Below are 21,888 nucleotides of genomic sequence, written 5' to 3' on the forward strand. Positions count from 1 at the left end.
ATTAACGGGCTATCAGGGCTAACCCCTGCGACTTAAAGTTGACGCCAACCGTGGCGGCAAGCGGCAAACGCTGTTCCATCTGCGGGTCGATAATGAACAGCGCGCCAAGCTCGGTAGCGACTTCATATTCAATATGATCGCCCAGCCAGGTGCTGTGGATCACTTCACCCTGTAACGCGCCCTGACCGTCGCCGGACAGCGTAATAAACTGTGGCCGCACCGCCAGCTGAGCAGTGCCGGGTTTAGCGCCGGCACCCCGCACCCGGAAGCGCTGATTACCCAGCCGCACCAGCGCGTCATCCGCATTCGCCTGTTCAACTTCACAGGGCAAAATATTGGCTTCCCCCATAAAATCCGCGATGAAGACTGAATTGGGCGAATGGTAAAGCGTCTCCGGCGCGCCCTGCTGAGCAATATCCCCCTCTTTCATGACAATAATCTTATCGGAGACCGCCAGCGCCTCCTCCTGGTCATGGGTCACGTAGACGGCGGTAAAGCCGAGCCGCTGCTGCAGATCACGAATATCGGTGCGCACCCGACGGCGCAGACGCTCATCAAGGTTCGACAGCGGCTCATCGAGCAGCAGCACCTGCGGTTCCAGCACCAGCGCACGCGCCACCGCAATACGCTGCTGCTGTCCGCCAGACAGTTCGGACGGCAGACGCTGGCCCTGACTCTCCAGCCCCACCAGCTTCAGCCCCTCGCGCGCCCTGTCCTGCGCCTCGCGTTTGTTCATGCCCGAAGAGAGCAGCCCGTAAAGAATGTTGTCGAGGGCGTTCATATGCGGAAACAGCGCGTAGGACTGAAACACCATCGCCACGTCGCGCTCGTTAGCGGGCAGATGGGTCACCTCTTTGCCACCAATCAGAATCCGCCCCGAGGTGGGATGCTCCAGCCCGGCCAGCAGCCGCAGCGTGGTGGTCTTGCCGCAGCCGGATGGGCCGAGCAGCGTCACCAGCGTGCCCGGCTCTACGGTGAGCGACAGGTCCGGCACCGCAGTAAAACCGGCAAAACGTTTCGCGACATGTTCAAACACCACCGATCCGGCGTTAATGGTCGTCATATGGCTCTCTCCTGAGTCAGCGTGGATGCAGAGGGTGCGGCAACAATCACCGCCGGTTGGGTTGCGCGACGCAGGCGGCGTTCACCCACCAGCAGCTGGAACAGGCCAATGATCAGGAGCATCACCACAATCAGTACCGAGGAGTAGGCAATCGCGACGCCATACTCACCGTTCTCCACCAGCCCGACAATATAAGAGGTCGCCATGTTGTACTGGGCGCTCACCAGAAAAATCACCGCACTGATCGACGTAATGGCCCGCACAAAGGCGTAGACCAGCGCGGCGCTGATCGCTGGTTTCAGCAGCGGCAATACCACTTTACGCAGCGTGCGGAAACTGTTGGCACCCAGCGTCAGTGATGCTTCATCCAGGCTTTTATCCAGCTGGCTCATCGCCGCAATCCCACCCCGCACGCCCACCGGCATATTACGAAAGACAAAACAGGCGATCAGGATCATCGCGGTGCCGGTGATCTCCAGCGGCGGCAGGTTATAGGTCATCACATAGCTCACGCCGATGACCGTGCCGGGAATGGCGAAGCTCAGCATCAGCATGAATTCAAAGGTCTGTCGGCCGGCAAACTTCTGCCGCACGATCAGCCAGGCAGTCAGCAGCCCCACAATAGCGGTAAGCGGTGCGGCAATCAGGGCGATTTCCAGCGTGGTCCAGAAGGAGTTCCATGCGACGCCGCGCCAGACCAGTTGACCCTGATTCACGCTGACGCTGAAGGCGCGGATATAGTGATCCAGCGTCAGGTTATTATTCAGCCCCCAGGACTGCACAAAGCCGCCAATCATGATCATGCCGTAAATCACCAGGGTGAAGAGTCCCCACGGGATCACCATGCCATAGACGCTGTAGCGTACCGGACGTGGCAGCATCACATGACGGCCGCCGTCGCCTTTGCCGGTTACGGTGGCGAAGCTTTTGCCGGAGAGCCAAACGCGCTGCAACAGAAAAGCGGTAAGGGTAAAGCCCAGCAGGATCATCGCCAGCACCGCCGCGCGGCTTGGGTCGTTCTGAGCGCCGACCACCGAGAAGAAGATCTCCGTTGAGAGCACGCCGTGACTGCCGCCCAGCACCATCGGGTTACCGAAATCAGCCATGCTTTCGATAAAACTGATTAAGAACGCGTTGGCCAGACCTGGCGCCATCAGCGGCAGCGAGATGCGGGAGAAGGTGCGCCAGCGGCTGGCGCGCAGGGTCTGCGACGCCTCTTCCAGTGACGGACTGACCCCCTCAACTACGCCAATCAGCACCAGAAAGGCAATGGGAGTAAACGACAGCACCTGGGCAATCCAGATGCCGGTCAGTCCATAGAGCCAGCGACCCGGCTCGATACCGAACAGCGTCGCCAGCGATGCAGTCACCACGCCGGAGCGGCCAAACAGCAGGATCAGTGCCAGACCGATAACAAACGGCGGCGTGATAATCGGCAGAATGGTCAGCATCCGAAGCGCTTTTTTATACGGCAGCGCCGTGCGCGTGGCCGCCAGCGCAAACGCCAGGCCCAGCAGCGTGGAACCACTGGCGGTCATCAGCGCCAGTCCCAGCGTGCGCCAGGCCGTGCCGCAGGTCCCGCCGGTGAAACAGGCGAGGCTCCAGATGGCGGGGTCCTGCATATTGGCAATCAGTCCGTCCGGTTTAAAGCTGCCGTCACTATCCTGCACCGAGGCAACAAACAGGCTGAGCACCGGATAGAGCACAAAAGTCGACACCAGCGCCACCAGCAGCACAATCGACGCCACCACAAAGGCATCGCCTTTCAGCACGCCGCGCTCCGCCAGGGCAAAAGCGAAGATCAGCAGAAAGACGGTCAGCAGCAGCAGTGCGCCCGCGCCCATCGCCGGTTGACCCTGCGCCAGCGGCCCAAAGAGGTTCTCCAGCCACAGCCAGTTCCAGCCACTAAACCCAATGGCATGCCCTTCCAGCACCAGAAACAGAATGCCCGCCACGCTGAACAGCAGCAACAGCGTGCTGCGGGAGCGGCCTGGCGGCAGAAAGACGCTGGCCGCAGAGAGCAGCCATAGCGCGACGGCGATCCCCAGCCAACTGCGTAACGCAAGCTGTCCCAGCGCCGGTGTGCTGTTCTCATCGGCCCAAAGGCTGAACAGCCAGTCACCCGCAAAGAAGCCCTGCTCCAGGCTATACCAGGGCAGTAGCGTCAGTGCAACGGCACCCGCCAGTAGCGCGCCGGTTAAGCGACGATTATGCGCATTCATAAATCACCTCCATCAGGAAGCGGACATCAGGCTTACGCCACCGCGGTCTGGCACAGATCCGGCTCAGGCGGCCGGGCGCACACCACCGTTATTGTGCGCTGGCACCGATCTCTTTATCCCAGCGGCCCAGCAGCGCTTTACGTTTTGCCGAGTCGCCATAGGTTTTGAAGTCATAATCGATCAGTTTGATGTTCTCAAAACGCGGCGCATAGTCAGAGATCGCCGCCTTGCGGTTAGAAGGCAGCTGAAACGATTTCGCCTCTTTCATGTGCGATTGCGCCTCCGCGCTGAGCGCCCAGTCATACCAGCGTTTAGCATTCGCCAGGTTGCGCGCGCCTTTAATGATCGACATTGAACCAATTTCATAGCCGGTGCCTTCGCAGGGTGCGACGGGTTTAATCGGGAAGCCATCCACCTCCATCGCCACGGCATCATGCATAAAAACAATGCCGACGGTGGTTTCACCGCGCGCGGCGGCCTTGACCGGTGCAGAGCCGGACTTGGTGTACTGAGAGATGTTGGCGTTGAGCTTCTTCAGATAGTCAAAGGCTTTGTCTTCACCCATGATCTGCACCAGCGTCGCCAGCGTGTTATAGGCCGTGCCGGAAGAGTTAGGGTTGGCGATCTGAATCTCCCCTTTAAAGCCAGGGTCGAGTAAATCCGCCCAGCAGGCCGGGACCTTCAGCTTTTTCTCCGCCAGCAGTTTCGTGTTGTAGCCCCAGCCCAGCGCACCGGCATAGACGCCCACGGTGCGATACCCGGAGATGCCCGCCACTTTCTGTGACCAGGGTTGCTGCTGATCGAGCAGGGGTGACTTGTAGGCCTGGGTTAAGCCCTCTTCGGCGGCCTGCATATGCGGGTCACCGGTGCCCGCCCACCAGATATCGGTACGGGGATTGCGCGCTTCACTGCGGATACGGGCATAGGCTTCACCGGCAGAGAGCCGCACCATGCTGAGTTTGATGTCGGGATGACTCTGGCTGAACAGCGTGGTCATCTGCTCGCACACCACCACATCAGCAGAGCAGATCATATTAAGGCCTGCCGCCGGGGCAGCAAACGGCACCATAGGGCAGACGATGACAGCAGCGAGCAGAGAGGGATAACGCATGGTGTTCTCCTGGGGCTGGATGACGCGGATGCGCCAGCTTTTGCACATGCGTGCAAAGATGTAAGCAGAGTAATACGGCGACCCGGTGGCACTGTCAATTGAGTTGTTATGCAATTGTCAGGCTCTGTCACAAACTTGAAACATCTGATAAGCAGGCACCCTTTGCACACCCTTGCAATTTCAGGCAGACTCAGTGCAGGCAACACAGGGGCGAGGGAAAAAGATGCAGCAGCTTAAAGCGGTAGTGAGTGCGCAGGATGTTGCTGACCGGGCGGGCGTCTCCCGGTCAGCAGTCTCACGCACATTTACAGAAGGTGCCAGTGTGTCGGAGTCCACCCGTCAGCGGGTGATGAAAGCGGCTGAAGAGCTGGGCTATCACGTCAATCATCTGGCTCGCGGCCTCGTACGCAACCGCAGCGGCATTGTCTGCTTAATCGCCTCCGAAGTGGATACGCCCTATCGTGCCAGCCTGGTGCGCTGGATGACCCAGTATCTGCAGGAAGCGGGAAAAGTGGCGATGCTGATCAACACCGACCGCTCGGATGCACGGGTTTCCGACGCACTGCAACAGGCGATTAATTTCCGTGCCGACGCCTCAATCATTCTTTCCGGTATGCCGGACAGCGGCATTACGCGGCTCTGCTACAAACATGGTCAGCATCTGGTGCTGATTAACCGCGACGAATCCCTGCCCGGCACACTCAATATTAATCTCGACTCCCGCCCTGCCGCCGAAATGGCGGTCAACGCCTTTGTCAGGGCGGGCTGCCATCGCATCGCCTTTGTCAATTCGCTGGCGGGGACGCCGAGTCTGCTGAAGCGCGAAGCCGATTTTCTGGCGGCGGCGCAAAAAGCGGGTATCACAGTTCAGGTGGAGCGATTCGGTACGACCTCCTATGAAAGCGGCCAGATTCTGGCCCAGCGTCTGCTGACGCGTAACATTCGCCCGGATGCGGTTTACTGTGCTACCGACCTGCTCGCCTGCGGCTTTATGGATGAGGCGCGTCACCGCTTTGCACTGTGTATTCCGGAGGATCTGTGCATCATGGGGCATGACAATATCCCGCAGTCGGGCTGGTCCTCGTATAACCTCACCACCTTTGCCCAGCCAGTGGAGCAGTTTGCCCGCGATGCGATTGCCTGGCTGGCAGAGACAGAAGCGCAACCGGAAACACTGGCACCCAAAAATGAACAGCAGCAGGAGCGGAGAATATATCCGGTCGATGTGGTCTGGCGGGGTTCAGTACGGGGCGGTTAACCGCCCTTTTTTTATTTTCAGCCGGAACATTTCACCTGCTGAAATAATTCCCATCCGGTTTTACGCTTCGCTTTAATTATTCCCTGGCCCTTTGAAAATAATCGGACAGTGCCGCACATAATATCGATTTCCTGACTACGCTTTATCTGCATTATTAAGTTCTTCTGGTTTTATCTGCTCAATGAATCAGCAGTCAGATGTGACAAATATCACATTTGTGCCAGGCTTAATGTCTCAGATAACTTTGTTCAAGGAGCATACAATGGCTACACCAACTAACAAGACGCTCGATCTGGATCACTTTCCTAAGCCTCCGTTTGAGGACCAGCCACAACAGGCACCAGGCCTGGCCAGCAAGATGATCCCGGTTCCGGATCACGGGGAAACCAGCTACCGCGGTACTGGCCGACTGACTGGCCGTAAGGCGCTGATTACGGGCGGTGACTCTGGTATTGGCCGCGCCGTAGCCATCGCTTACGCCCGTGAAGGTGCAGACGTGGTAATTAACTACCTGCCGGAAGAACAGCCCGATGCCGATGAAGTGATTAAATTAATCGAAGCGGAAGGCCGTAAAGTTTTCGCTATTCCCGGCGACATTCGTTCTGAAGAATTCTGTCAGCAGCTGGTTAAAGACGCCGCTGATAAATTAGGCGGTCTGGATATTCTGGTGAATAACGCGGGTCGTCAGCAATTTAATGAGTCCATTCGTACCCTGAGTACGGAAGATTTCGATGCAACGTTTAAAACTAACGTTTATGCGATGTTCTGGATCACCAAAGCGGCGCTGGAATATCTGCCACGCGGTGCGTCTATTATTAATACCTCATCAGTACAGGCCTTTAAACCCAGCGATATTCTGCTCGACTATGCGCAGACCAAAGCCTCTATTGTTGCCTTCACCAAATCGCTGGCTAAGCAACTGGGTGGCGACGGTATTCGCGTCAACGCCGTAGCACCTGGCCCATACTGGACGCCGCTGCAATCCAGCGGCGGACAGCCGATGGAAAAAGTGAAGCAGTTTGGGGCCGATTCACCGATGGGCCGTCCCGGTCAGCCGGTTGAGATCGCCCCACTCTACGTTACCCTGGCCTCAACCGAGAGCAGCTACTCCTCCGGTCAGGTCTGGTGCTCTGATGGCGGCACCGGCACGCTGTAATCACACTCTGATGGCCGCATAGCGCGGCCATTTTTTTGTCCCGCTTTTGGTCACAGAAGAATTCTCGTTACCGTGAAATAAGGAAGCAGACCATGGAAAACCCGATCTTTCATTCGCCGGTCAGAGAAGATGGCTTTGCGGGTCTGGGTGATTATGCCGCCATTGGTGAAGGTCGCTCGGTGGCGCTGATCGCGCCGGATGGGGCTATTGACTGGTGGTGCGCGCCTAATCTCGACGCGAAACCGCTGTTTGATCGCCTGCTTGATGCCGGACTTGGTGGCTATTTTCAGATCGCGCCGCGCACGCCCTATCAGGTTTCGCGCCGCTACCGTGACAACAGCAATGTGCTGGAAACCCGTTTCGAAACGGACAGCGGCAGCGTGCTGCTGACGGAATCAATAAACAGCACGCTGGCGGGCCGTCTGCCGTGGTGTGAACTGGCGCGCCGCATTGAAGGCGTCAGCGGTGAAGTGGAATTAGCGATCACCCTGCGCTTCGGCACTGCCGCCGAAACCCGTTCGCCGTGGGTCGCCGACAATGAGAAAGGCAAGGTGTTTCACATCGCGGAGATCATGGCGATGTTCCGCACCAGCGAAGATATTCAGATCACCGAACTGGATGATGAGCAGGTCTGCGCCACGCTGCGCACGACGGCCGGTTCCCGATCGCTCTGCGCCCTGCTGGTAACCGAAAAAGAGCCGCTGGCGGTGCCGCCACTGGAAGCTATCGATCAGCGAATTGAAACCAGTCACACCGGCTGGACCAGCTGGGTGGAGAGCCTGAGCTACGCTGGCAGCTACCCGGCACTGGTAAAGCGCTCTGCCCTGTCGCTGAAGTTTCTCTGGTACTCCCCAACCGGCGCGCTGGCCGCTGCCGCGACCACCTCACTGCCGGAAGGTATCGGCGGCGAGAAAAATTATGATTACCGCTACGCCTGGGTACGCGATGCCTGCCTGATTATTAAAGCGTTCGTTTATATCGGGGCGCTGGAAGATTGTAAGGCGGCCTTTTCCTGGCTGTCGCAGACCATTATGCGTCACGGTGTCAGGCTGCGGGCCTGCTATGCCCTGAACGGCGATGAGGTGCCCGCCGAGCGTTATCCGCCGCTGAGCGGCTATAAAAACTCTCAGCCGGTGCGGGTCGGCAATAACGCCCGCGACCAGCTGCAGCTCAGCATGTATGGCGACATGCTTGTCACCGCACAGCACTTTATTGAAGCGGGACACGTGCTGGATATCACCACCTCGCGCATGCTGGGCGAGCTGGCAAACTGCTGCGCCGATCACTGGCGGCAGAAAGATTGCGGCATCTGGGAACTGCCGGAGCTGCAACATTATACCCACTCCAAGATGGCCTGCTGGATGGCGCTGGACCGGGCGGTCGCCCTGGCCGAAAGCCATCATATCGAACCGACGTGGCTGGGGCGCTGGCAGCGGGAACGTGACCGCATTCGCGACTGGATTGAGTCGCACTGCTGGTCAGAACAGAAGCAGGCTTATCTCTTCTACGCCGGCAGTGACGACCGCCTTGATGCGTCGCTGGCACTGGTTCACAACTACGGTAGCGCGGTTAATCGGCAGCGGATGCTCCTGACCTACCGCGCAATCCAGCAGGAGCTGGGCGACGGCAGCGCCATGCTCTACCGCTACAGCGGCGTCAGAGAGGAAGAGAGCACCTTTCTCGCCTGCTGCTTCTGGCTGGTGGAAGCGTGGGCAGAAATGGGCGAGACCGGCCAGGCGGAACAGGCGATGCAGGAGATTCTTGATACGCTGGACGGCCAGGGTAACGTCGATATCTTCAATGAGATGTATGACGTCCGCAGTCAGAGCTGGCGCGGCAATATGCCGCAGGGGCTGAGCCATCTGGCATTGATCTGTGCGGCGCAGGCGTTATCGGAAGCGCAGTCGTCAGCATGATGCATCAGTCATGTTACAGGGAGGTCGGGGAACCGGCGTCCTGTTGCAGTCGGAAGCGCGGGTCGAAGAAAAACGGTTCTGCACCGCTTTACTGATGATGCCCGCCGCCGAATGACGGGGATTAAACAGCGGGTTCCATTTACCCGTCAGCGTGCCCGGCACCTTCAGCAAAAGGCCGTTGTCCGGGCTGTGTAGATGGCGATGGACATAGCAGCCCTCCTGTTCATTTGATTTTTGTTTCAGCGCAAATGAACAGAGGGTGCCAGCCTGCTCCGGCTGAGCAGGCGTGAGGCACATTATTCAGCCGTACCCTGTTGGAGCGCCTGCAGAATCTGCCACGCTATCCGGATGCGAAGCGGATTGGGGTAATTTTTGTTGGCAAGTAGCACGATGCCGCTGTTCTGCTCAGGAATAAAAGCGATATAGGCACCAAATCCATTAGTGGAGCCGGTTTTATGTACCCAGCTGGCGCTCTGCGACGGCCCGACCGGATTGATCAGAGTCGCCGGACGCGGTTTCAGCGCCACGCCATTATCGTTGTCGTTGAGCAGCGTCTCAGCATCGACGGGCCAGTCGTAGATCTCCCAGCCCAGCCCCTGATAGAGACTCCCGACTTTGAAGTAGCGTGACTGCGCAGTACGGATGGCATTCCGCAGCACCGCGTTGCCCGCCGATAAACGGTTGGGATCGACGTTGGCCTGCATAAAGGTCAGCATGTCACGCGCGGTGGATTTGACGCCATAGGCTTCTGCATCCAGCATGCCGGGGGACACCCGAACCGGCTGACCATTTTTATAGCCCCAGGCGTAGTTCAGCATCATCGACGGCGGCACAGTAATGTAAGTGCGCGTCAGGCGCAGCGGCTGAAACACATGTCGCTCCATCGCCTGCTCATAATCGCCCTTCACCATCAGCGAGCCAAACAGACCAATACTGGCGTTAGAGTACTGGCGCTGCAAACCTGGTGCTGCCGTTGGCTGCCAGTTCTGATAGAAGCGGAGCAGAGAAGCCTGGTCGGTGACCTCATCAGGCAGCTGTAAAGGCAGGCCGCCTGCGGTATAGGTCGCCAGATGTAGCATACGCACCGCATGCCATTGCTCACCCGTCAGCTGCGGCCAGCGCTTTTGCACCGGATCGTTAAGACGGATTTCGCCGTTGCGGATCATGATCCCGGCCAGCGTACCGGTAAAGGTTTTGCTCACCGACCCCAGTTCAAACAGCGTATTTTCCGTGACCCGGCGGCGTGACTCAAGATCGGCCACGCCGAGATTCACAAACTGCGCCCGGCCCTTGTAAAGCACCGCCACCGACATTCCGGGGATCGCCTGCTGCTCCATCAGCGGTTCAATCGCGGCTTTAACCAGAGAAGCGACCTGCTGTGAGGAGAGATCGGCGGCAACACAGCTGGCAGAGAGAGAAAATAAAGCAAGGTAAAACAAGGACTTTTTCATCGTTAACTAAGCGTTCTTCACTGAATCGAATTATTTACACTGGCTGGAACAGGCCTGTACGCACATCTGAGCCTTTGAGCTACAGGCCCCGCTATCCCGGGTGTTGCAATGGGACTGCTCGACGTAGCAGTTGGTCTGACAGGTGGAGAGATCGCAGCGGTCAGCGACGGGCGTCAGCTGCACCAGCGGCGCGCGGGCCGGAAAAAGCGCCGCAGGCTGAGCGAAGGCGCTGCTGCCCAGTAATCCGGACAGCAGCAGAGTGAGGATAATTTTCATAACATTTCTCCTGAGGTACGCAGCACTAAGTATGGCCAGTCTGGCGCGCGCCGTCAGAGAAATCTCATCAAATTGAGACAACAGGAGGGTGTTGAGTGACATTCATCACGCCACGACTGTAGATTTCGTTGAGCCGGGCGATATAACGCTGAGTGTCATGCTGCTCTTTGATGCGCAGAATGGCCGCTTCCCCTTTCTCCTGCAATATTTCAGGACGTTCAATGATGGCGAGCAGCGTCGATTTCAGCCCGTCAACCAGCGAACGGCGCAGCTGCGATTTTTGCTCTGCCGAGGTGATGCTGTATTCGCGATCGGCGTTCAACGGACTCGCAATGACCCAGCCCGCATTGGCTGGATTGATTTCCGGCAGCGCACGCACGTTGCTGGTGATCACCGGACAGCCGTTGGCCTGCATCTCCAGCACGGAGAAACCGTAAGTCTCCTGCCAGGTCGGTAACAGACCGGCATCGCTCTGACGGAACAGCTGCATCAGCGCACTATTTTCCATCTGTGAATGATGCGTAATGCAGCGATAGCGCTTGATGCGGTTCTCAATGTCGCGGCAGAAAGCATCATCATCCTGGAACTGACGATGAGCAACATTACGACGTTTGGTGAGATCGCCAATCAGCTGCAGGTCCAGCTGCGACTCGTCCAGCCGGTGCTCTTCAATCAGCTCACTGATTGCCAGCACCACTTCCGCCCCGCCTTTACGGTAGAACTCATTACCGGCAAAGATCAGCTTCAGAACACCTGGCTGACGCGGCGTTTTTTGCTGAACGAACAGCTTTTGCGGCGGATGCAGAACCAGGGTTTTACGACGGATTTGCTGCGCAACATCCGGTTTGAACAGTTTCATCTGAATGTTCAGCGTAGCGTCTGAGATAGCAATCAGCCCCAGACAGTTATCTTTTAACAGATAAGGAATAAGCCGTTGCAGCTCAGGATTATCCTGCTTGGCAACACCCGCGACCGGCAGCACGCGCGGCAGCTCGGTTTCAAACGAGGCGACCCACTTCTGCTGAGTAATGGCGACTTCGTTGAACAGATGGAGGATGTCAGCCCGCGATGCCCCGGAAAAAGGCACAGGCTGAAAGACAAAGGTTTTATTCTTTTTCAGCAATCGGGTACGTAACGGATTAATAAAATAGAACAGATTGCTCTTTTTCAGATTTATATATTCGTTATCCGGATTAACTAAGATATTACGTTGCTCCGGATACTGGTTATTCGTGATTCCAATTTTCATGATCGTCTTCCAGAGTCCTTTATGTCCAGAGTGATCTATATCACGCGATCGCGGCTGATACGTTTGAGCAATTTCCTAAAAGCCTTTTCTGATGCGGCTTAAGCAGTTTTGCTAATGATTGCGCCCGGTGATAAAACAACCATAATTATGTCTGTTTATGAATATGCATTTTTGATTAACAGGTATGTTTAATTGTTTCAGCCTAACTGCCTGTTGACCATGGTGAGAATTTTCCAGGCAATATTTCTGCCAGTTGTTGTTTATATGTATAATTATTTGTCAGAAGTGTTATCGAAGCGAGGCGGTAATTTAGTTTATAACTTTTAAAGTAATTTCCAGGGTGGGTTAACGGGATGTCGGCTCTCTCTGACTGATAACTGTCCCGGAGGCCTGACATCGATTACTAACCAAATGATGAAACAAAAGATACAGCCAGATCGTTTCTGCACCCTTTTTGCGCCCTGATTTGCCACATTAAAGTGCATTACGTCAGAAAACGCATGTTAGCTGCATACCTTAACACTATAAATAACCTGATGTTTTAGTTAGGTTTTATAGTGAAATCCAACCTGACCGCCTTTCTGGTACAAAAGTTGCAGGAGTCTCTCCATGCAGACAGGAGAGCACTATGAAAGCAATCGTAATTGGTGGCGGTATTGGCGGAATGAGCAGCGCGATTGCGCTGGAGAAAGCCGGAATCGATGTTGAGGTGTTTGAAGCCGTTCAGGAGATGAAGCCCGTCGGCGCGGCGATTTCCATCTGGCCCAACGGCGTTAAATGCCTGAATGCGCTGGGAATGAAAACCGCGCTACGTGAGCTGGGTGGCAATATGGCCTATATGGCCTATCACGACGGCGCAACCGGTGCGGCCCTGACCCGCTTCAGCATGGCACCGCTGGTACAGCAGGTGGGCGAATATCCCTGTCCGGTGGCACGGGCAGAACTGCAGGCGATGTTGATTGATACCTTCGGGCGTGAACGGGTGCAGTTTGGTAAGCGGGTGATCCAGGTCGAACAGTCTGAAAATGGCGTCATCGCAACCTTCTCTGATAACAGTCAGGCGCACGGCGATTTTCTGATTGCCGCCGATGGCACCCATTCCGTCGTCCGCGACTATGTGCTGGAGCAGAAGCTGGAACGACGTTATGCCGGTTACGTTAACTGGAATGGTCTGGTCACCATAGACGAAAGCATTGCGCCCGCCGATCAGTGGACAACCTTCGTCGGTGACGGTAAGCGTGTTTCACTGATGCCGGTTAGCGGCAATCGGTTCTACTTCTTCTTTGATGTGCCGCTACCGAAGGGACTGCCGCAGGATCGCAGCACGGTGAAAGCGGACCTGACCGGCTATTTCCATGGGTGGGCGGAGCCGGTGCAGCAACTGATTGCGGCAATTCATCCTGATAACACTAACCGGGTTGAGATCCACGACATTGAACCGTTCAGCCGCTTTGTCAAAGGGCGTGTTGCGCTGCTTGGCGATGCGGCCCACAGCACCACGCCCGATATTGGTCAGGGTGGCTGTGCGGCGATGGAAGATGCCGTGGTGCTGGCGGCGACGCTGGCCTCTCATTCACTGGGTATAGAAGATGCCCTGCTGCGCTATCAGGCGCGACGGGTTGAGCGGGTAAAAGATTTGGTGCTGAAAGCGCGCAAACGCTGTGACGTGACCCATGGGCGCGACCCGGCAGTCACGGCAGAGTGGTATCAGTCATTGAAAAACGAAACCGGTGAGCGAGTACTGGCTGGAATGTGCGAAACCATCGAAGGCGGTCCGCTGGGCTAACCAAAAAAAAGGGGGCTGTCACCATGGCAGCCCTTTTAGTTATCAATCCGCCAGACCGCGATTCTTCAGCATTGGCTCAAGCTGAGGTGCTGCGCCCCGCCAGCTTTCATACAGTGTTTTAAGATCGCTGCTGTTACCCCGTGACAGAATCTTCTGCCGGAAGATGTCGCCGTTTTCACGGGTTAGTCCGCCATGCTCCGCAAACCACTGATAGCCATCGTCGGCAAGCATCTGCGTCCAGATATAGGCGTAATAACCTGCGGCGTAACCACCGCCCCAGATATGCTGGAAATAGCTGGAGCGATAGCGCGGCGGCACCGCCGTCAGCGCCATGTTATCGCTCTGCAACGCCTGCTTCTCGAACCCTTCTACGCTTTGCGGTGCGGCATCACGGTTAAGGCTGTGCCAGTGCAGGTCCAGCAGCGCGGCAGCCAGCAGCTCGCTCATCTCATAGCCTTTGTTAAACGTCGCGGCCCGGATAATCTTTTCATGCAGCTCAGCAGGCATTAACGCCTGAGTCTGATAGTGACGAGCGTAGTTGCGGAACACCGCCGGCTCGCTGGCCCAGTGCTCGTTGATCTGCGAAGGAAACTCAACGAAATCGCGCGGGGTTTCCGTGCCCGACAGGCTCGGATAGCGCTGGCTGGCAAACAGGCCGTGCAGCGTGTGGCCGAACTCATGAAACATCGTGATGACGTCGTCCCAGCTCAGCAGCGCCGGTTCCCCCGCTGGCGGTTTGGTGTAATTACATACGTTGTAGATCACGGGTTTGCTGTCGAGCAGCGTTGACTGGTTGACGAAGTTACTCATCCAGGCACCGCCGCCTTTGCTGTCGCGCTTAAAGAAATCGGTGTAGAACAGCGCCAGCGGCGTGTCACCGGCATCGAAAATCTCATAAACCTGAACGTCGGGATGATAAACCGGCAGATCCTGACGCGGTGTAAAGCGGATGCCGTAAAGCTGGGTTGCTGCCCAGAAGACCCCATTCCGGAGCACTGAGTTCAGTTCAAAATAAGGCTTAATCTGGCTCTCATCGAGATCGTAGCGGGCACGCCGCACCTGTTCGGCATAAAAACGCCAGTCCCATGCCTGCAGAGTAAAATCGCCCTGCTGCTTATCGATAGTCTGCTGAATGGCCGCCGCTTCACGCTCCGCACGGGCGCGTGCGGCGGGCACGATGTTGCGCATAAAGGCCAGTGCCGCATCGGGGGTTTTCGCCATCTGATCCTGCAGCTTCCATTCGGCATAGCTGGCAAAACCCAGCAGCCGGGCCTGCTCCGCCCTGACCTGCGCCAGCCGTAATACCAGCTCGCGGGTATCGTTCTCATCGCCTTTTTCCGTACGCGTCACACTTGCTTTAAATAGCGCTTCCCGGGTTGCGCGATCGGCCAGGCTCTGCAACGCCGGTTGCTGCGTGGTGTTCTGCAACACCAGCAACCCGCTTTTTTCCAGTCCACGCGCCTGCGCTTCCGCCTGGGCCACTGCCAGGTCGGCCGGTGACAGTCCCGCCAGCTGCTGCAGATCATTAACGACCAGTCCGCCCGCTTTGGTGGCAGCCAGCAGTTTATTGGTAAAACGGGTACTGAGGCGCGCCGCTTCCTGATTCAGGGCTTTAAGCTGCTGCTTCTGCGCTTCCGGGAGATTGGCCCCCGCCAGCTGGAAACGCTGCCAGATCACCTCAACCAGCCGTTTTGATTCGGCATCCAGTTTGGCGCGCTGCAGATAAACCGCATCGAGTCGTGAAAACAGCGGGCGGTTCAGCATGATGTCGTCGTTAAGCGCAGTAAGCTGCGGCGCAATCTCCTCATCCACCTGCTGCAGATAAGGGCTGGTATGGGCCGAGGTCATCGCGCTGAAGACCAGGTTCACCCGGTTGAGGAGCTGTCCGCTCTTCTCCAGCGCCTCAAAGGTGTTGAGAAAAGTGGGCGCTTCGCTGTTCAGGGCGATAGCCTCGACTTCCTGACGCTTCTCCTCAATGCCAGCCTGCAGCGCGGGCAGGAAATCCTGCTCCTCAATCTGGTCAAAGGGAGGAGCCTGGTAAGGCAGTGTGCTGACGCTAAAGAAGGGATTCTGACGGGCGTTCATGGTTCGCTCCTGATGGGCATCGCAAAGTCTTATCCTGACAGGTTGCCGCGAAAGCGCAACTCAGGCAACGTGCTGCTGATACACGCTGATGATTTCACCGGCAATCGCTACCGCAATCTCGGCGGGCAGCTTGCCTTTAACATCCGCCAGGCCTATCGGACAGCGCAGGCGCGCCAGTGGCTCGCTTGCCACGCCCCTGCCTGCCAGCCGGTAGCGGAAACGCTGATTTTTCGTCGCTGAACCGATGACGCCAGCATAGCGAAAATCGCCGCGTTTCAGCACCGCTTCGCACAGTTCAAAGTCGAGCGGATGGTGATGCGTCATAATGATGAAGTAACTGCCCGCAGGTGCCTGGGCCACACAGTCGAGCGGGTCGTCAGGCTGCAGTGTGACCACGCCAGGCGGAACAGAGCTGAACTGATCCGGACGGCTGTCGATCCAGTTAATGTGACAGGGTAACGTCGACAGCAGATTCACCAGCGCCTGTCCGACATGGCCCGCGCCAAACAGGTAAATTTCCGGCTGCGCCTGTAGCAGCGGCTCAAACAGCAGCGTGGTTTTACCGCCACAGCACTGTCCGAGCCGTGCGCCGAGGCTGAAATCCTCGGTGTGTGGCGCGGTCGCTCCACTTTGCAGCATCGCTCTGGCCTGGGCGATGCATGCAAATTCCAGATGACCGCCCCCGATCGTGAGAAAGCTCTCGTGCTGCGTGACAACCATTTTGCTGCCGCTGTCACGCGGCACCGAACCGTGCTCACTGAGCACGGTAATTAATACGCAGCTCTGGCGTTTTTCACGCAGCTGATGCAGCACACCGATCCAGTCATGATAGTCCATCAACAACTCCCGTCAGGCGCTGTACGCCCCAGAAGATCCGCTCCGGCGTCGCGGGCGCATCCAGCCCAGGGTGCTGACGGTAACCGGCGACGCTGGCGACCGCATCCTGCAGCGCACACCAGGCGGCAATGCCTAACATAAACGGCGGTTCGCCTACAGCCTTGGAGTGGAACACCGTGTCTTTCGGGTTTTTGCGGTTCTCCACCAGCGTCACCCGCAAATCCGCCGGGACGTCACTGATGGCGGGAATTTTGTAGCTTGCCGGACCATCGGTCAGCAACTGGCCTTTGTCGCTCCACACCAACTCTTCGCAGGTGAGCCAGCCGACACCCTGCACAAAGCCCCCTTCGACCTGCCCGATGTCAATGGCAGGGTTCAGCGAGGCCCCGACGTCATGCAGGATATCGGCGCGCAGCAGGCGGGACTCACCGGTTAAAGTATCGATCACCACCTCGCAGCAGGCAGCCCCAAAGGCGTAGTAGTAGAACGGCGTGCCGCGCCCGGCCAGCCGGTCGTAATGAATCCCTGGCACACGATAGTAGCCGGTGGCAGAGAGTGGCACCTGATTAAGCCACGCCAGCTTCGCGACCTCCGCAAAGGTGTAATGCTTTTCGCCAGCGCGCACTACGCCATTACGAAAGCTCACCGTCGACGCGTCGCACTGATGCAGCTCACAGAGCATGGCGATCAGGCGGTCGCGCAGGATTTCCGCGGCGTTCTGCGCTGCTTTACCGTTAAGATCAGCGCCGCTGGAGGCCGCCGTCGGCGAAGTGTTGGGCACTTTGCCGGTGTCGGTGGGGGTGATCTGAATTTTATCGGTTTCAATCTGCAGCACTTCGGCGACAATCTGAATCACCTTGGTGTTCAGTCCCTGGCCCATTTCGGTGCCGCCGTGGTTAAGCTGCACCGTACCGTCGGTATAGATCAGAATCAGCGCGCCCGCCTGATTGAGGAAGCTGGAGGTAAAGGAGATACCGAATTTTACCGGCGTCAGCGCCAGGCCGCGTTTCAGCAGCGGACTGCGGGCGTTAAACGCCGTAATTTCCGCACGCCGCGCCTGATAGTCGCTACTCAGCTCCAGCTGTTCAGTGATCTCATCCAGCAGATTGTCCTCGACCTGCTGGTGGTAATGGGTGATGTTGCGATCCTGCTTGCCGTAATAGTTACGCTTGCGCAGCGCCAGCGGATCCAGCCCACGGTCGCGGGCGATGTGATCCATGATCTGTTCAATCGCCACCATGCCCTGCGGCCCGCCAAAACCGCGATAGGCGGTGTTCGAGGCCATATTGGTGCGGCAGCGGTAGCCGGTTACCCGCGCATCGCCGAGATAATAAGCGTTATCGGCGTGGAACATGGCACGATCGACGATCGATCCGCTCAGATCCAGCGAATAGCCGCAGTTACCGGCCAGATCGATTTTGATGCCGCACAGACGCCCGTCCTCTTCCACGCCCGCGTCGTAGCGCACAAAGAACGGATGCCGTTTACCGGTCACGCGCATATCGTCGCGGCGCGAGAGCCGCATTTTTGCCGCACGGCCGGTCTGCCGCGCCACGATAGCGCAGAGACAGGCAACCCCGGCCGCCTGCGTTTCTTTACCGCCAAAGCCGCCGCCCATCCGGCGCATATCGATGGTCACCTGATTCAGGCTGATGCCCATCACTTCCGCCACCAGCTTCTGCACTTCGGTGGGGTTCTGGGTTGAGGAGAAGACCTGCAACTGCTGATCTTCGCCAGGAATGACCATTGCCGTCTGGGTTTCCAGATAGAAATGCTCCTGGCCGCCGATATGGAACGATCCACTGACCCGATGCGGCGCGCGTGCCAGTGCCGCGTCAACGTCACCGCGCTGGTGAATGTGCGGTTCCTGTACAAAGCTGCCCTGCGCCAGCGCCTGCTCCACATCCAGCAGCGGTTCCAGCACGTCGTACTCAATCACCGCCGCGGCCGCGCCCAGACGCGCAGCGTCAGGAGATTCTGCCGCCACCGCAATCACGATCTGCCCCAGGTACTCTACTTTGTCATGCGCGAGCAGCGGATCGCCCGGCTCCAGCGGGCCAACATCATTAATGCCCGGCACATCCTGCCAGGTTAAGACGCTGACAACGCCAGGCACGGCATAACAGGGCTGCACATCTATGCGCAGGATGCGTGCATGCGCATGCTCACTCAGGCGCGGACAGAGATGCAGCAGACCCGGCAGTTCCGGCTTGTCGTCGATAAAACGCGCCTCGCCGGAGACATGTTTTTCCGCGCTTTCATGACGGTGACTGCGACCCACGCCGCTCTGTAAATCCGCGGCATACTGCGCCTTGATCACCTCTTCGTTGAGTTCAGGACGGTTATGAGACATAGCGGGAGACCTCAAGACAGGTTATTTCGCCATTATGGCGATGCCAGTAGCGGCGGAGCAGATTGCGTGCCACCTGAAGGCGGTAGTCACTGCTGGCGCGGAAATCAGAAAGCGGCTGGAAATCTTCAGCCAGCGCGGCGGCTGCCCGTGACACCGTCACGGCATTCAGCGGCTGACCGATCAGCGCCTGTTCACAGTGCCGGGCGCGTTGCGGTGTAGCCGCCATGCCACCAAAAGCGATGCGGGCGGAACTGACAATGCCCTGTTCCATTTGCAGGTTAAAGGCAGCAAACACCGCCGAAATATCATCATCCAGCCGCTTCGAGACTTTCCATGCCACGAAATCAGGTGACACCGTCACTTTATTGATGCGAATGGCACGGATAAACTCCCCTTTTTCCAGCTGCGTCTGCCGGTAGCCGGTAAAGAACTGATCCAGCGGCAGGCTGCGCTGCTGCTCTCCGCGCTGCAGCAGCAAGCTGGCATTGAGGGCCAGCAGCACCGGCGAGGCATCCCCTATCGGAGAGGCGTTACCGATGTTGCCGCCGAGTGTCCCCTGTAAACGGATTTGCAGTGAAGCAAAGCGCTGCAGCATCTCACTGACGCCGGGAATGCGACTGGCGAGAAACTCGCTGACCTGCTGCAGCGATGCGCCTGCACCCAACAGAAAGTGATCGTCAAATTCGCTGCAGACTTTCAGTGCGGCAACCTGCTCCAGTGCAATCAGCAGTGGTATTTTTTTATGCTGCTGGGTGATCTGCAGGCTGAGATCGGTGCCACCCGCAAGCAGCTTCGCATCGGGATGCGCCAGATAGATTTCGGCCAGCTGTGACGGGGTTTTAGGCAGAAAGCAGCGGCGACCCTCATCGCCTATCTCCTGCATCTCGGGGGTGGCCAGCGCCGCCAGCCGCTGCACCGTGGCAGCAGCGCCATGATCAAACTGGTCAGTGATCGGCTGCGAGCAGAGCTGTTCGGCCGCAGCCATAATTGGCCGGTAGCCGGTGCAGCGACAGAGGTTGCCCGCCAGTGCGGTTTCCGCCTGATGCCGATCCCAGCCCGCCGCCTTTTTTTGCAGGCTGAACAGCGACATCACAAAGCCTGGCGTGCAGAACCCGCATTGCGACCCGTGGCAGTCGACCATCGCCTGTTGCGCCGGATGCAGTGCGCGACCGTGACGCAGATCCTCAACCGTGATCAGCTGTTTGCCCTGTAACGCAGAGACCAGCGTCAGGCAGCTGTTAACCGTTTCATACTGCATCTCACCGCCGACAGCTTTACCCAGCGTGACGCTGCAGGCACCGCAGTCGCCGGAGGCGCAGCCCTCTTTAGTGCCAGGCCGATGCTGACGAGTGCGCAGGTAGTTGAGCACCGTGAGATTCGGGTCGAGCGCATCTTCGCTGACCAGCTGGTTATTTAACAGAAACTGAATCATGCGGCTTGCTCCTGTGCATCGCGCTGCCAGACCGGACGACCACCGACCCAGGTCTGGGCAATGTTCCGGTCGTCGCCCAGCGTCATTAAGACAAACAGTTTTTCCCAGATATCTTTGCTGTTGCCGATGCGGAGTTGCTGAAGCGCAGAGACCGCCGGATCGAGCACCACAAAGTCCGCCTCTTTACCGACGCTGAAATTCCCGATTGCATGGTCGAGATCCAGCGCGTGCGCCCCGCCCAGCGTGGCATGATAAAAGGCTTCAGCGGCGCTTAGCCGGTAGTGCTGCAGCTGGCCTACCTTGTAGGCTTCGCCCAGCGTCTGCAGCATATTAAAGGTGGTGCCTGCGCCAACATCGGTGCCAATCCCCACTTTTACGCCCTGCTGCCAGCTGCGTTTGATGTTAAACAGGCCGCTGCCCAGGAACAGGTTTGAGGTAGGACAGAAGGCAATGGAGGAATCGGTATCGTGCAGACACTGCCATTCCTGCTCTTCCAGATGCAGACAGTGCGCAAAGACGCTGCGGCGACCGGTCAGCTGATGATGATGATAAACATCCAGATAACCCTCGCGCTCCGGGAACAGTTCTTTCACCCAGGCAACCTCCTGCGGGTTTTCGCTGAGATGGGTGTGCAGCCAGGTATCCGGGAATGCCTGACGCAGCTGCTGCACTTTCTCCAGCAGCTGCGGGGATGACGTCGGCGCAAAGCGCGGCGTCAGGGCATAATTCAGCCGTCCACGCTTGTGCCAGCGTTCAATCAGCGCTCGCGTCTGCTGATAGCTCTGTTCAGGGGTTTCGATGAGATTGTCGGGCGCATTACGATCCATCATCACTTTGCCGGCAATCAGCCGCATGTTCAGGGTTTCAGCCGCGCTGAACAGCGCCTCCACCGATTGCGGATGCACGGTGCCAAATACCAGCGCGCTGGTGGTGCCGTTGGAGAGCAGCTGATGCAGGAAAAAGGCGGACATCTTTGCGGCGTGATCCGGGCAGTGATACTGCGCTTCGACCGGGAAGGTGTAGTGATTCAGCCACTCCAGCAGCTGTTCGCCAAAGGCACCAATCATCTCCGTCTGTGGATAGTGAATGTGGGTATCGACAAAGCCCGGCACGATCAATTTGCCGCGCAGATCGATAACAGGCTGTCCCGCCAGCTTCGCCTCGCTGTTCTCCCAGCTATCCAGCCCAATTACGTGTCCGTCGCGCAGCAGCAGCACCCCATCCTCCAGGTAGCGAGCCTTTCCGGTCAGGTCGTCGGGATGATCCACCACGCCAGTGAAGTCAAAAAAGCTGGCGCGTATCGCCGTATCGGTTGCTGATAGCATGGTATGTCCTTTCTGAAAGCGCGATTAATTATCTGCAGATGATTCTCTGTTAAAAACCCTGCAACCTGCGTGCCAGATCTGAAATACAAAAAATATCTTAAATATCAATATATTAATGAAATAAAGTGAGCGTTGCGCAACAAAGATGGCCTTCGATAGCGTCGCAACCGTTTGCGAAGCCGATGCAAACGGTTGCGATTACATATCGCGCAGATAGGTTAACCTGAGTATGGCCTGCCACCCGATAATCTGCCCTTTTACGGTGCAGACTGCCCTGAAAAGGCGCAGCGGGATGCCCGTTAAAATCCGTTTACAGGCCAGGCTGCTTTTCTCCGCGCAGAAGCAGAAATGAAATGCTATGGTGAAGC

The 21,888-nt window shown here is 57.6% G+C and carries 15 protein-coding genes; 4 read left to right on the forward strand and 11 right to left on the reverse strand.

The features are described 5' to 3' along the window. Position 1: 1 nt before the first annotated feature. The 3 genes from F3I20_RS05105 to F3I20_RS05115 form a co-directional block, all read right to left on the reverse strand. Positions 2-1,063 carry an ABC transporter ATP-binding protein gene (locus F3I20_RS05105; protein ID WP_150010099.1) on the reverse strand — a complete coding sequence of 354 codons (1,062 nt, stop codon included), beginning with the start codon at positions 1,061-1,063 and terminating at the stop codon, positions 2-4. Then, positions 1,060-3,285: an ABC transporter permease gene (locus tag F3I20_RS05110; protein ID WP_150010101.1), complete on the reverse strand. Its 2,226-nt coding sequence runs from the start codon at positions 3,283-3,285 to the stop codon at positions 1,060-1,062. The genes F3I20_RS05105 and F3I20_RS05110 overlap by 4 nt, the downstream gene beginning before the upstream one ends. 88 nt (positions 3,286-3,373) lie before the next feature. Then, complete coding sequence (locus F3I20_RS05115; RefSeq protein WP_150037138.1) at positions 3,374-4,396, reverse strand: ABC transporter substrate-binding protein; 1,023 nt, start codon at positions 4,394-4,396, stop codon at positions 3,374-3,376. A gap of 223 nt (positions 4,397-4,619) precedes the next feature. Between F3I20_RS05115 and F3I20_RS05120 the strand changes: the two genes are divergently transcribed. From F3I20_RS05120 to F3I20_RS05130, 3 genes are all read left to right on the forward strand, one after another. Next, entirely contained in the window at positions 4,620-5,654 is a 1,035-nt protein-coding gene (locus F3I20_RS05120; protein ID WP_150037137.1) for a LacI family DNA-binding transcriptional regulator, read from the forward strand. A 262-nt stretch (positions 5,655-5,916) separates the two neighbouring features. Beyond that, positions 5,917-6,810, forward strand: a complete 894-nt coding sequence (locus F3I20_RS05125; RefSeq protein WP_150010107.1) for an SDR family oxidoreductase — start codon at positions 5,917-5,919, stop codon at positions 6,808-6,810. A 92-nt stretch (positions 6,811-6,902) separates the two neighbouring features. Continuing rightward, positions 6,903-8,726, forward strand: coding sequence for a glycoside hydrolase family 15 protein (locus F3I20_RS05130; RefSeq protein ID WP_150037136.1), 1,824 nt, complete (start codon positions 6,903-6,905; stop codon positions 8,724-8,726). A gap of 296 nt (positions 8,727-9,022) precedes the next feature. Here the strand turns inward: F3I20_RS05130 and ampC are convergent, their stop codons facing one another. The 3 genes from ampC to F3I20_RS05145 all read right to left on the reverse strand — a co-directional run bounded on the left by ampC (position 9,023) and on the right by F3I20_RS05145 (position 11,702). Next, complete coding sequence (gene ampC, locus F3I20_RS05135; protein WP_150037135.1) at positions 9,023-10,177, reverse strand: class C beta-lactamase; 1,155 nt, start codon at positions 10,175-10,177, stop codon at positions 9,023-9,025. Positions 10,178-10,207: 30 nt separating this feature from the next. After that, a complete protein-coding gene (locus F3I20_RS05140; protein WP_150010115.1) occupies positions 10,208-10,453 on the reverse strand; it encodes a hypothetical protein in 246 nt (81 codons plus the stop codon). 67 nt (positions 10,454-10,520) lie between these two features. Then, the gene (locus F3I20_RS05145) at positions 10,521-11,702 is read right to left on the reverse strand and encodes a glycosyltransferase family 4 protein (RefSeq protein WP_150037134.1); all 1,182 of its coding nucleotides are present in this window, start codon (positions 11,700-11,702) and stop codon (positions 10,521-10,523) included. A gap of 628 nt (positions 11,703-12,330) precedes the next feature. Here F3I20_RS05145 and hpxO point away from each other — a divergent pair. Further along, positions 12,331-13,488: an FAD-dependent urate hydroxylase HpxO gene (hpxO, locus tag F3I20_RS05150; protein WP_150010119.1), complete on the forward strand. Its 1,158-nt coding sequence runs from the start codon at positions 12,331-12,333 to the stop codon at positions 13,486-13,488. Between the two features lie 42 nt (positions 13,489-13,530). Here hpxO and dcp read toward each other — a convergent pair whose 3' ends face one another. Genes dcp through guaD form a run of 5 tightly spaced genes read right to left on the reverse strand, consistent with a single transcriptional unit; the run spans position 13,531 to position 21,520 of the window. Continuing rightward, positions 13,531-15,573 carry a peptidyl-dipeptidase Dcp gene (dcp, locus tag F3I20_RS05155; protein WP_150037133.1) on the reverse strand — a complete coding sequence of 681 codons (2,043 nt, stop codon included), beginning with the start codon at positions 15,571-15,573 and terminating at the stop codon, positions 13,531-13,533. A gap of 60 nt (positions 15,574-15,633) precedes the next feature. Continuing rightward, on the reverse strand, positions 15,634-16,410 hold the full coding sequence (xdhC, locus tag F3I20_RS05160) for a xanthine dehydrogenase accessory protein XdhC (protein WP_150037132.1): 777 nt from the start codon (positions 16,408-16,410) through the stop codon (positions 15,634-15,636). After that, entirely contained in the window at positions 16,397-18,763 is a 2,367-nt protein-coding gene (gene xdhB, locus F3I20_RS05165; protein WP_150037131.1) for a xanthine dehydrogenase molybdopterin binding subunit, read from the reverse strand. The genes xdhC and xdhB overlap by 14 nt, the downstream gene beginning before the upstream one ends. Then, the gene (xdhA, locus tag F3I20_RS05170) at positions 18,753-20,195 is read right to left on the reverse strand and encodes a xanthine dehydrogenase small subunit (protein ID WP_150037130.1); all 1,443 of its coding nucleotides are present in this window, start codon (positions 20,193-20,195) and stop codon (positions 18,753-18,755) included. Before xdhA ends, xdhB begins: the two co-directional genes overlap by 11 nt. Further along, positions 20,192-21,520 carry a guanine deaminase gene (guaD, locus tag F3I20_RS05175; RefSeq protein WP_150037129.1) on the reverse strand — a complete coding sequence of 443 codons (1,329 nt, stop codon included), beginning with the start codon at positions 21,518-21,520 and terminating at the stop codon, positions 20,192-20,194. The genes xdhA and guaD overlap by 4 nt, the downstream gene beginning before the upstream one ends. Positions 21,521-21,888 lie beyond the last annotated feature (368 nt).

The organism is Candidatus Pantoea gossypiicola, from assembly GCF_008632075.1.
Classification (GTDB): domain Bacteria; phylum Pseudomonadota; class Gammaproteobacteria; order Enterobacterales; family Enterobacteriaceae; genus Pantoea; species Pantoea gossypiicola.

What these genes read in the sequence shown, in the direction of transcription:
- F3I20_RS05140 (WP_150010115.1), bottom strand. Translation starts at nt 10,453, where the DNA reads ATGAAAATTATCCTCACTCTGCTGCTGTCCGGATTACTGGGCAGCAGC.
- F3I20_RS05110 (WP_150010101.1), bottom strand. Translation starts at nt 3,285, where the DNA reads ATGAATGCGCATAATCGTCGCTTAACCGGCGCGCTACTGGCGGGTGCC.
- xdhC (WP_150037132.1), bottom strand. Translation starts at nt 16,410, where the DNA reads ATGGACTATCATGACTGGATCGGTGTGCTGCATCAGCTGCGTGAAAAA.
- xdhA (WP_150037130.1), bottom strand. Translation starts at nt 20,195, where the DNA reads ATGATTCAGTTTCTGTTAAATAACCAGCTGGTCAGCGAAGATGCGCTC.
- F3I20_RS05125 (WP_150010107.1), top strand. Translation starts at nt 5,917, where the DNA reads ATGGCTACACCAACTAACAAGACGCTCGATCTGGATCACTTTCCTAAG.
- F3I20_RS05115 (WP_150037138.1), bottom strand. Translation starts at nt 4,396, where the DNA reads ATGCGTTATCCCTCTCTGCTCGCTGCTGTCATCGTCTGCCCTATGGTG.
- dcp (WP_150037133.1), bottom strand. Translation starts at nt 15,573, where the DNA reads ATGAACGCCCGTCAGAATCCCTTCTTTAGCGTCAGCACACTGCCTTAC.
- F3I20_RS05145 (WP_150037134.1), bottom strand. Translation starts at nt 11,702, where the DNA reads ATGAAAATTGGAATCACGAATAACCAGTATCCGGAGCAACGTAATATC.
- ampC (WP_150037135.1), bottom strand. Translation starts at nt 10,177, where the DNA reads ATGAAAAAGTCCTTGTTTTACCTTGCTTTATTTTCTCTCTCTGCCAGC.
- guaD (WP_150037129.1), bottom strand. Translation starts at nt 21,520, where the DNA reads ATGCTATCAGCAACCGATACGGCGATACGCGCCAGCTTTTTTGACTTC.
- hpxO (WP_150010119.1), top strand. Translation starts at nt 12,331, where the DNA reads ATGAAAGCAATCGTAATTGGTGGCGGTATTGGCGGAATGAGCAGCGCG.
- F3I20_RS05105 (WP_150010099.1), bottom strand. Translation starts at nt 1,063, where the DNA reads ATGACGACCATTAACGCCGGATCGGTGGTGTTTGAACATGTCGCGAAA.
- F3I20_RS05130 (WP_150037136.1), top strand. Translation starts at nt 6,903, where the DNA reads ATGGAAAACCCGATCTTTCATTCGCCGGTCAGAGAAGATGGCTTTGCG.
- F3I20_RS05120 (WP_150037137.1), top strand. Translation starts at nt 4,620, where the DNA reads ATGCAGCAGCTTAAAGCGGTAGTGAGTGCGCAGGATGTTGCTGACCGG.
- xdhB (WP_150037131.1), bottom strand. Translation starts at nt 18,763, where the DNA reads ATGTCTCATAACCGTCCTGAACTCAACGAAGAGGTGATCAAGGCGCAG.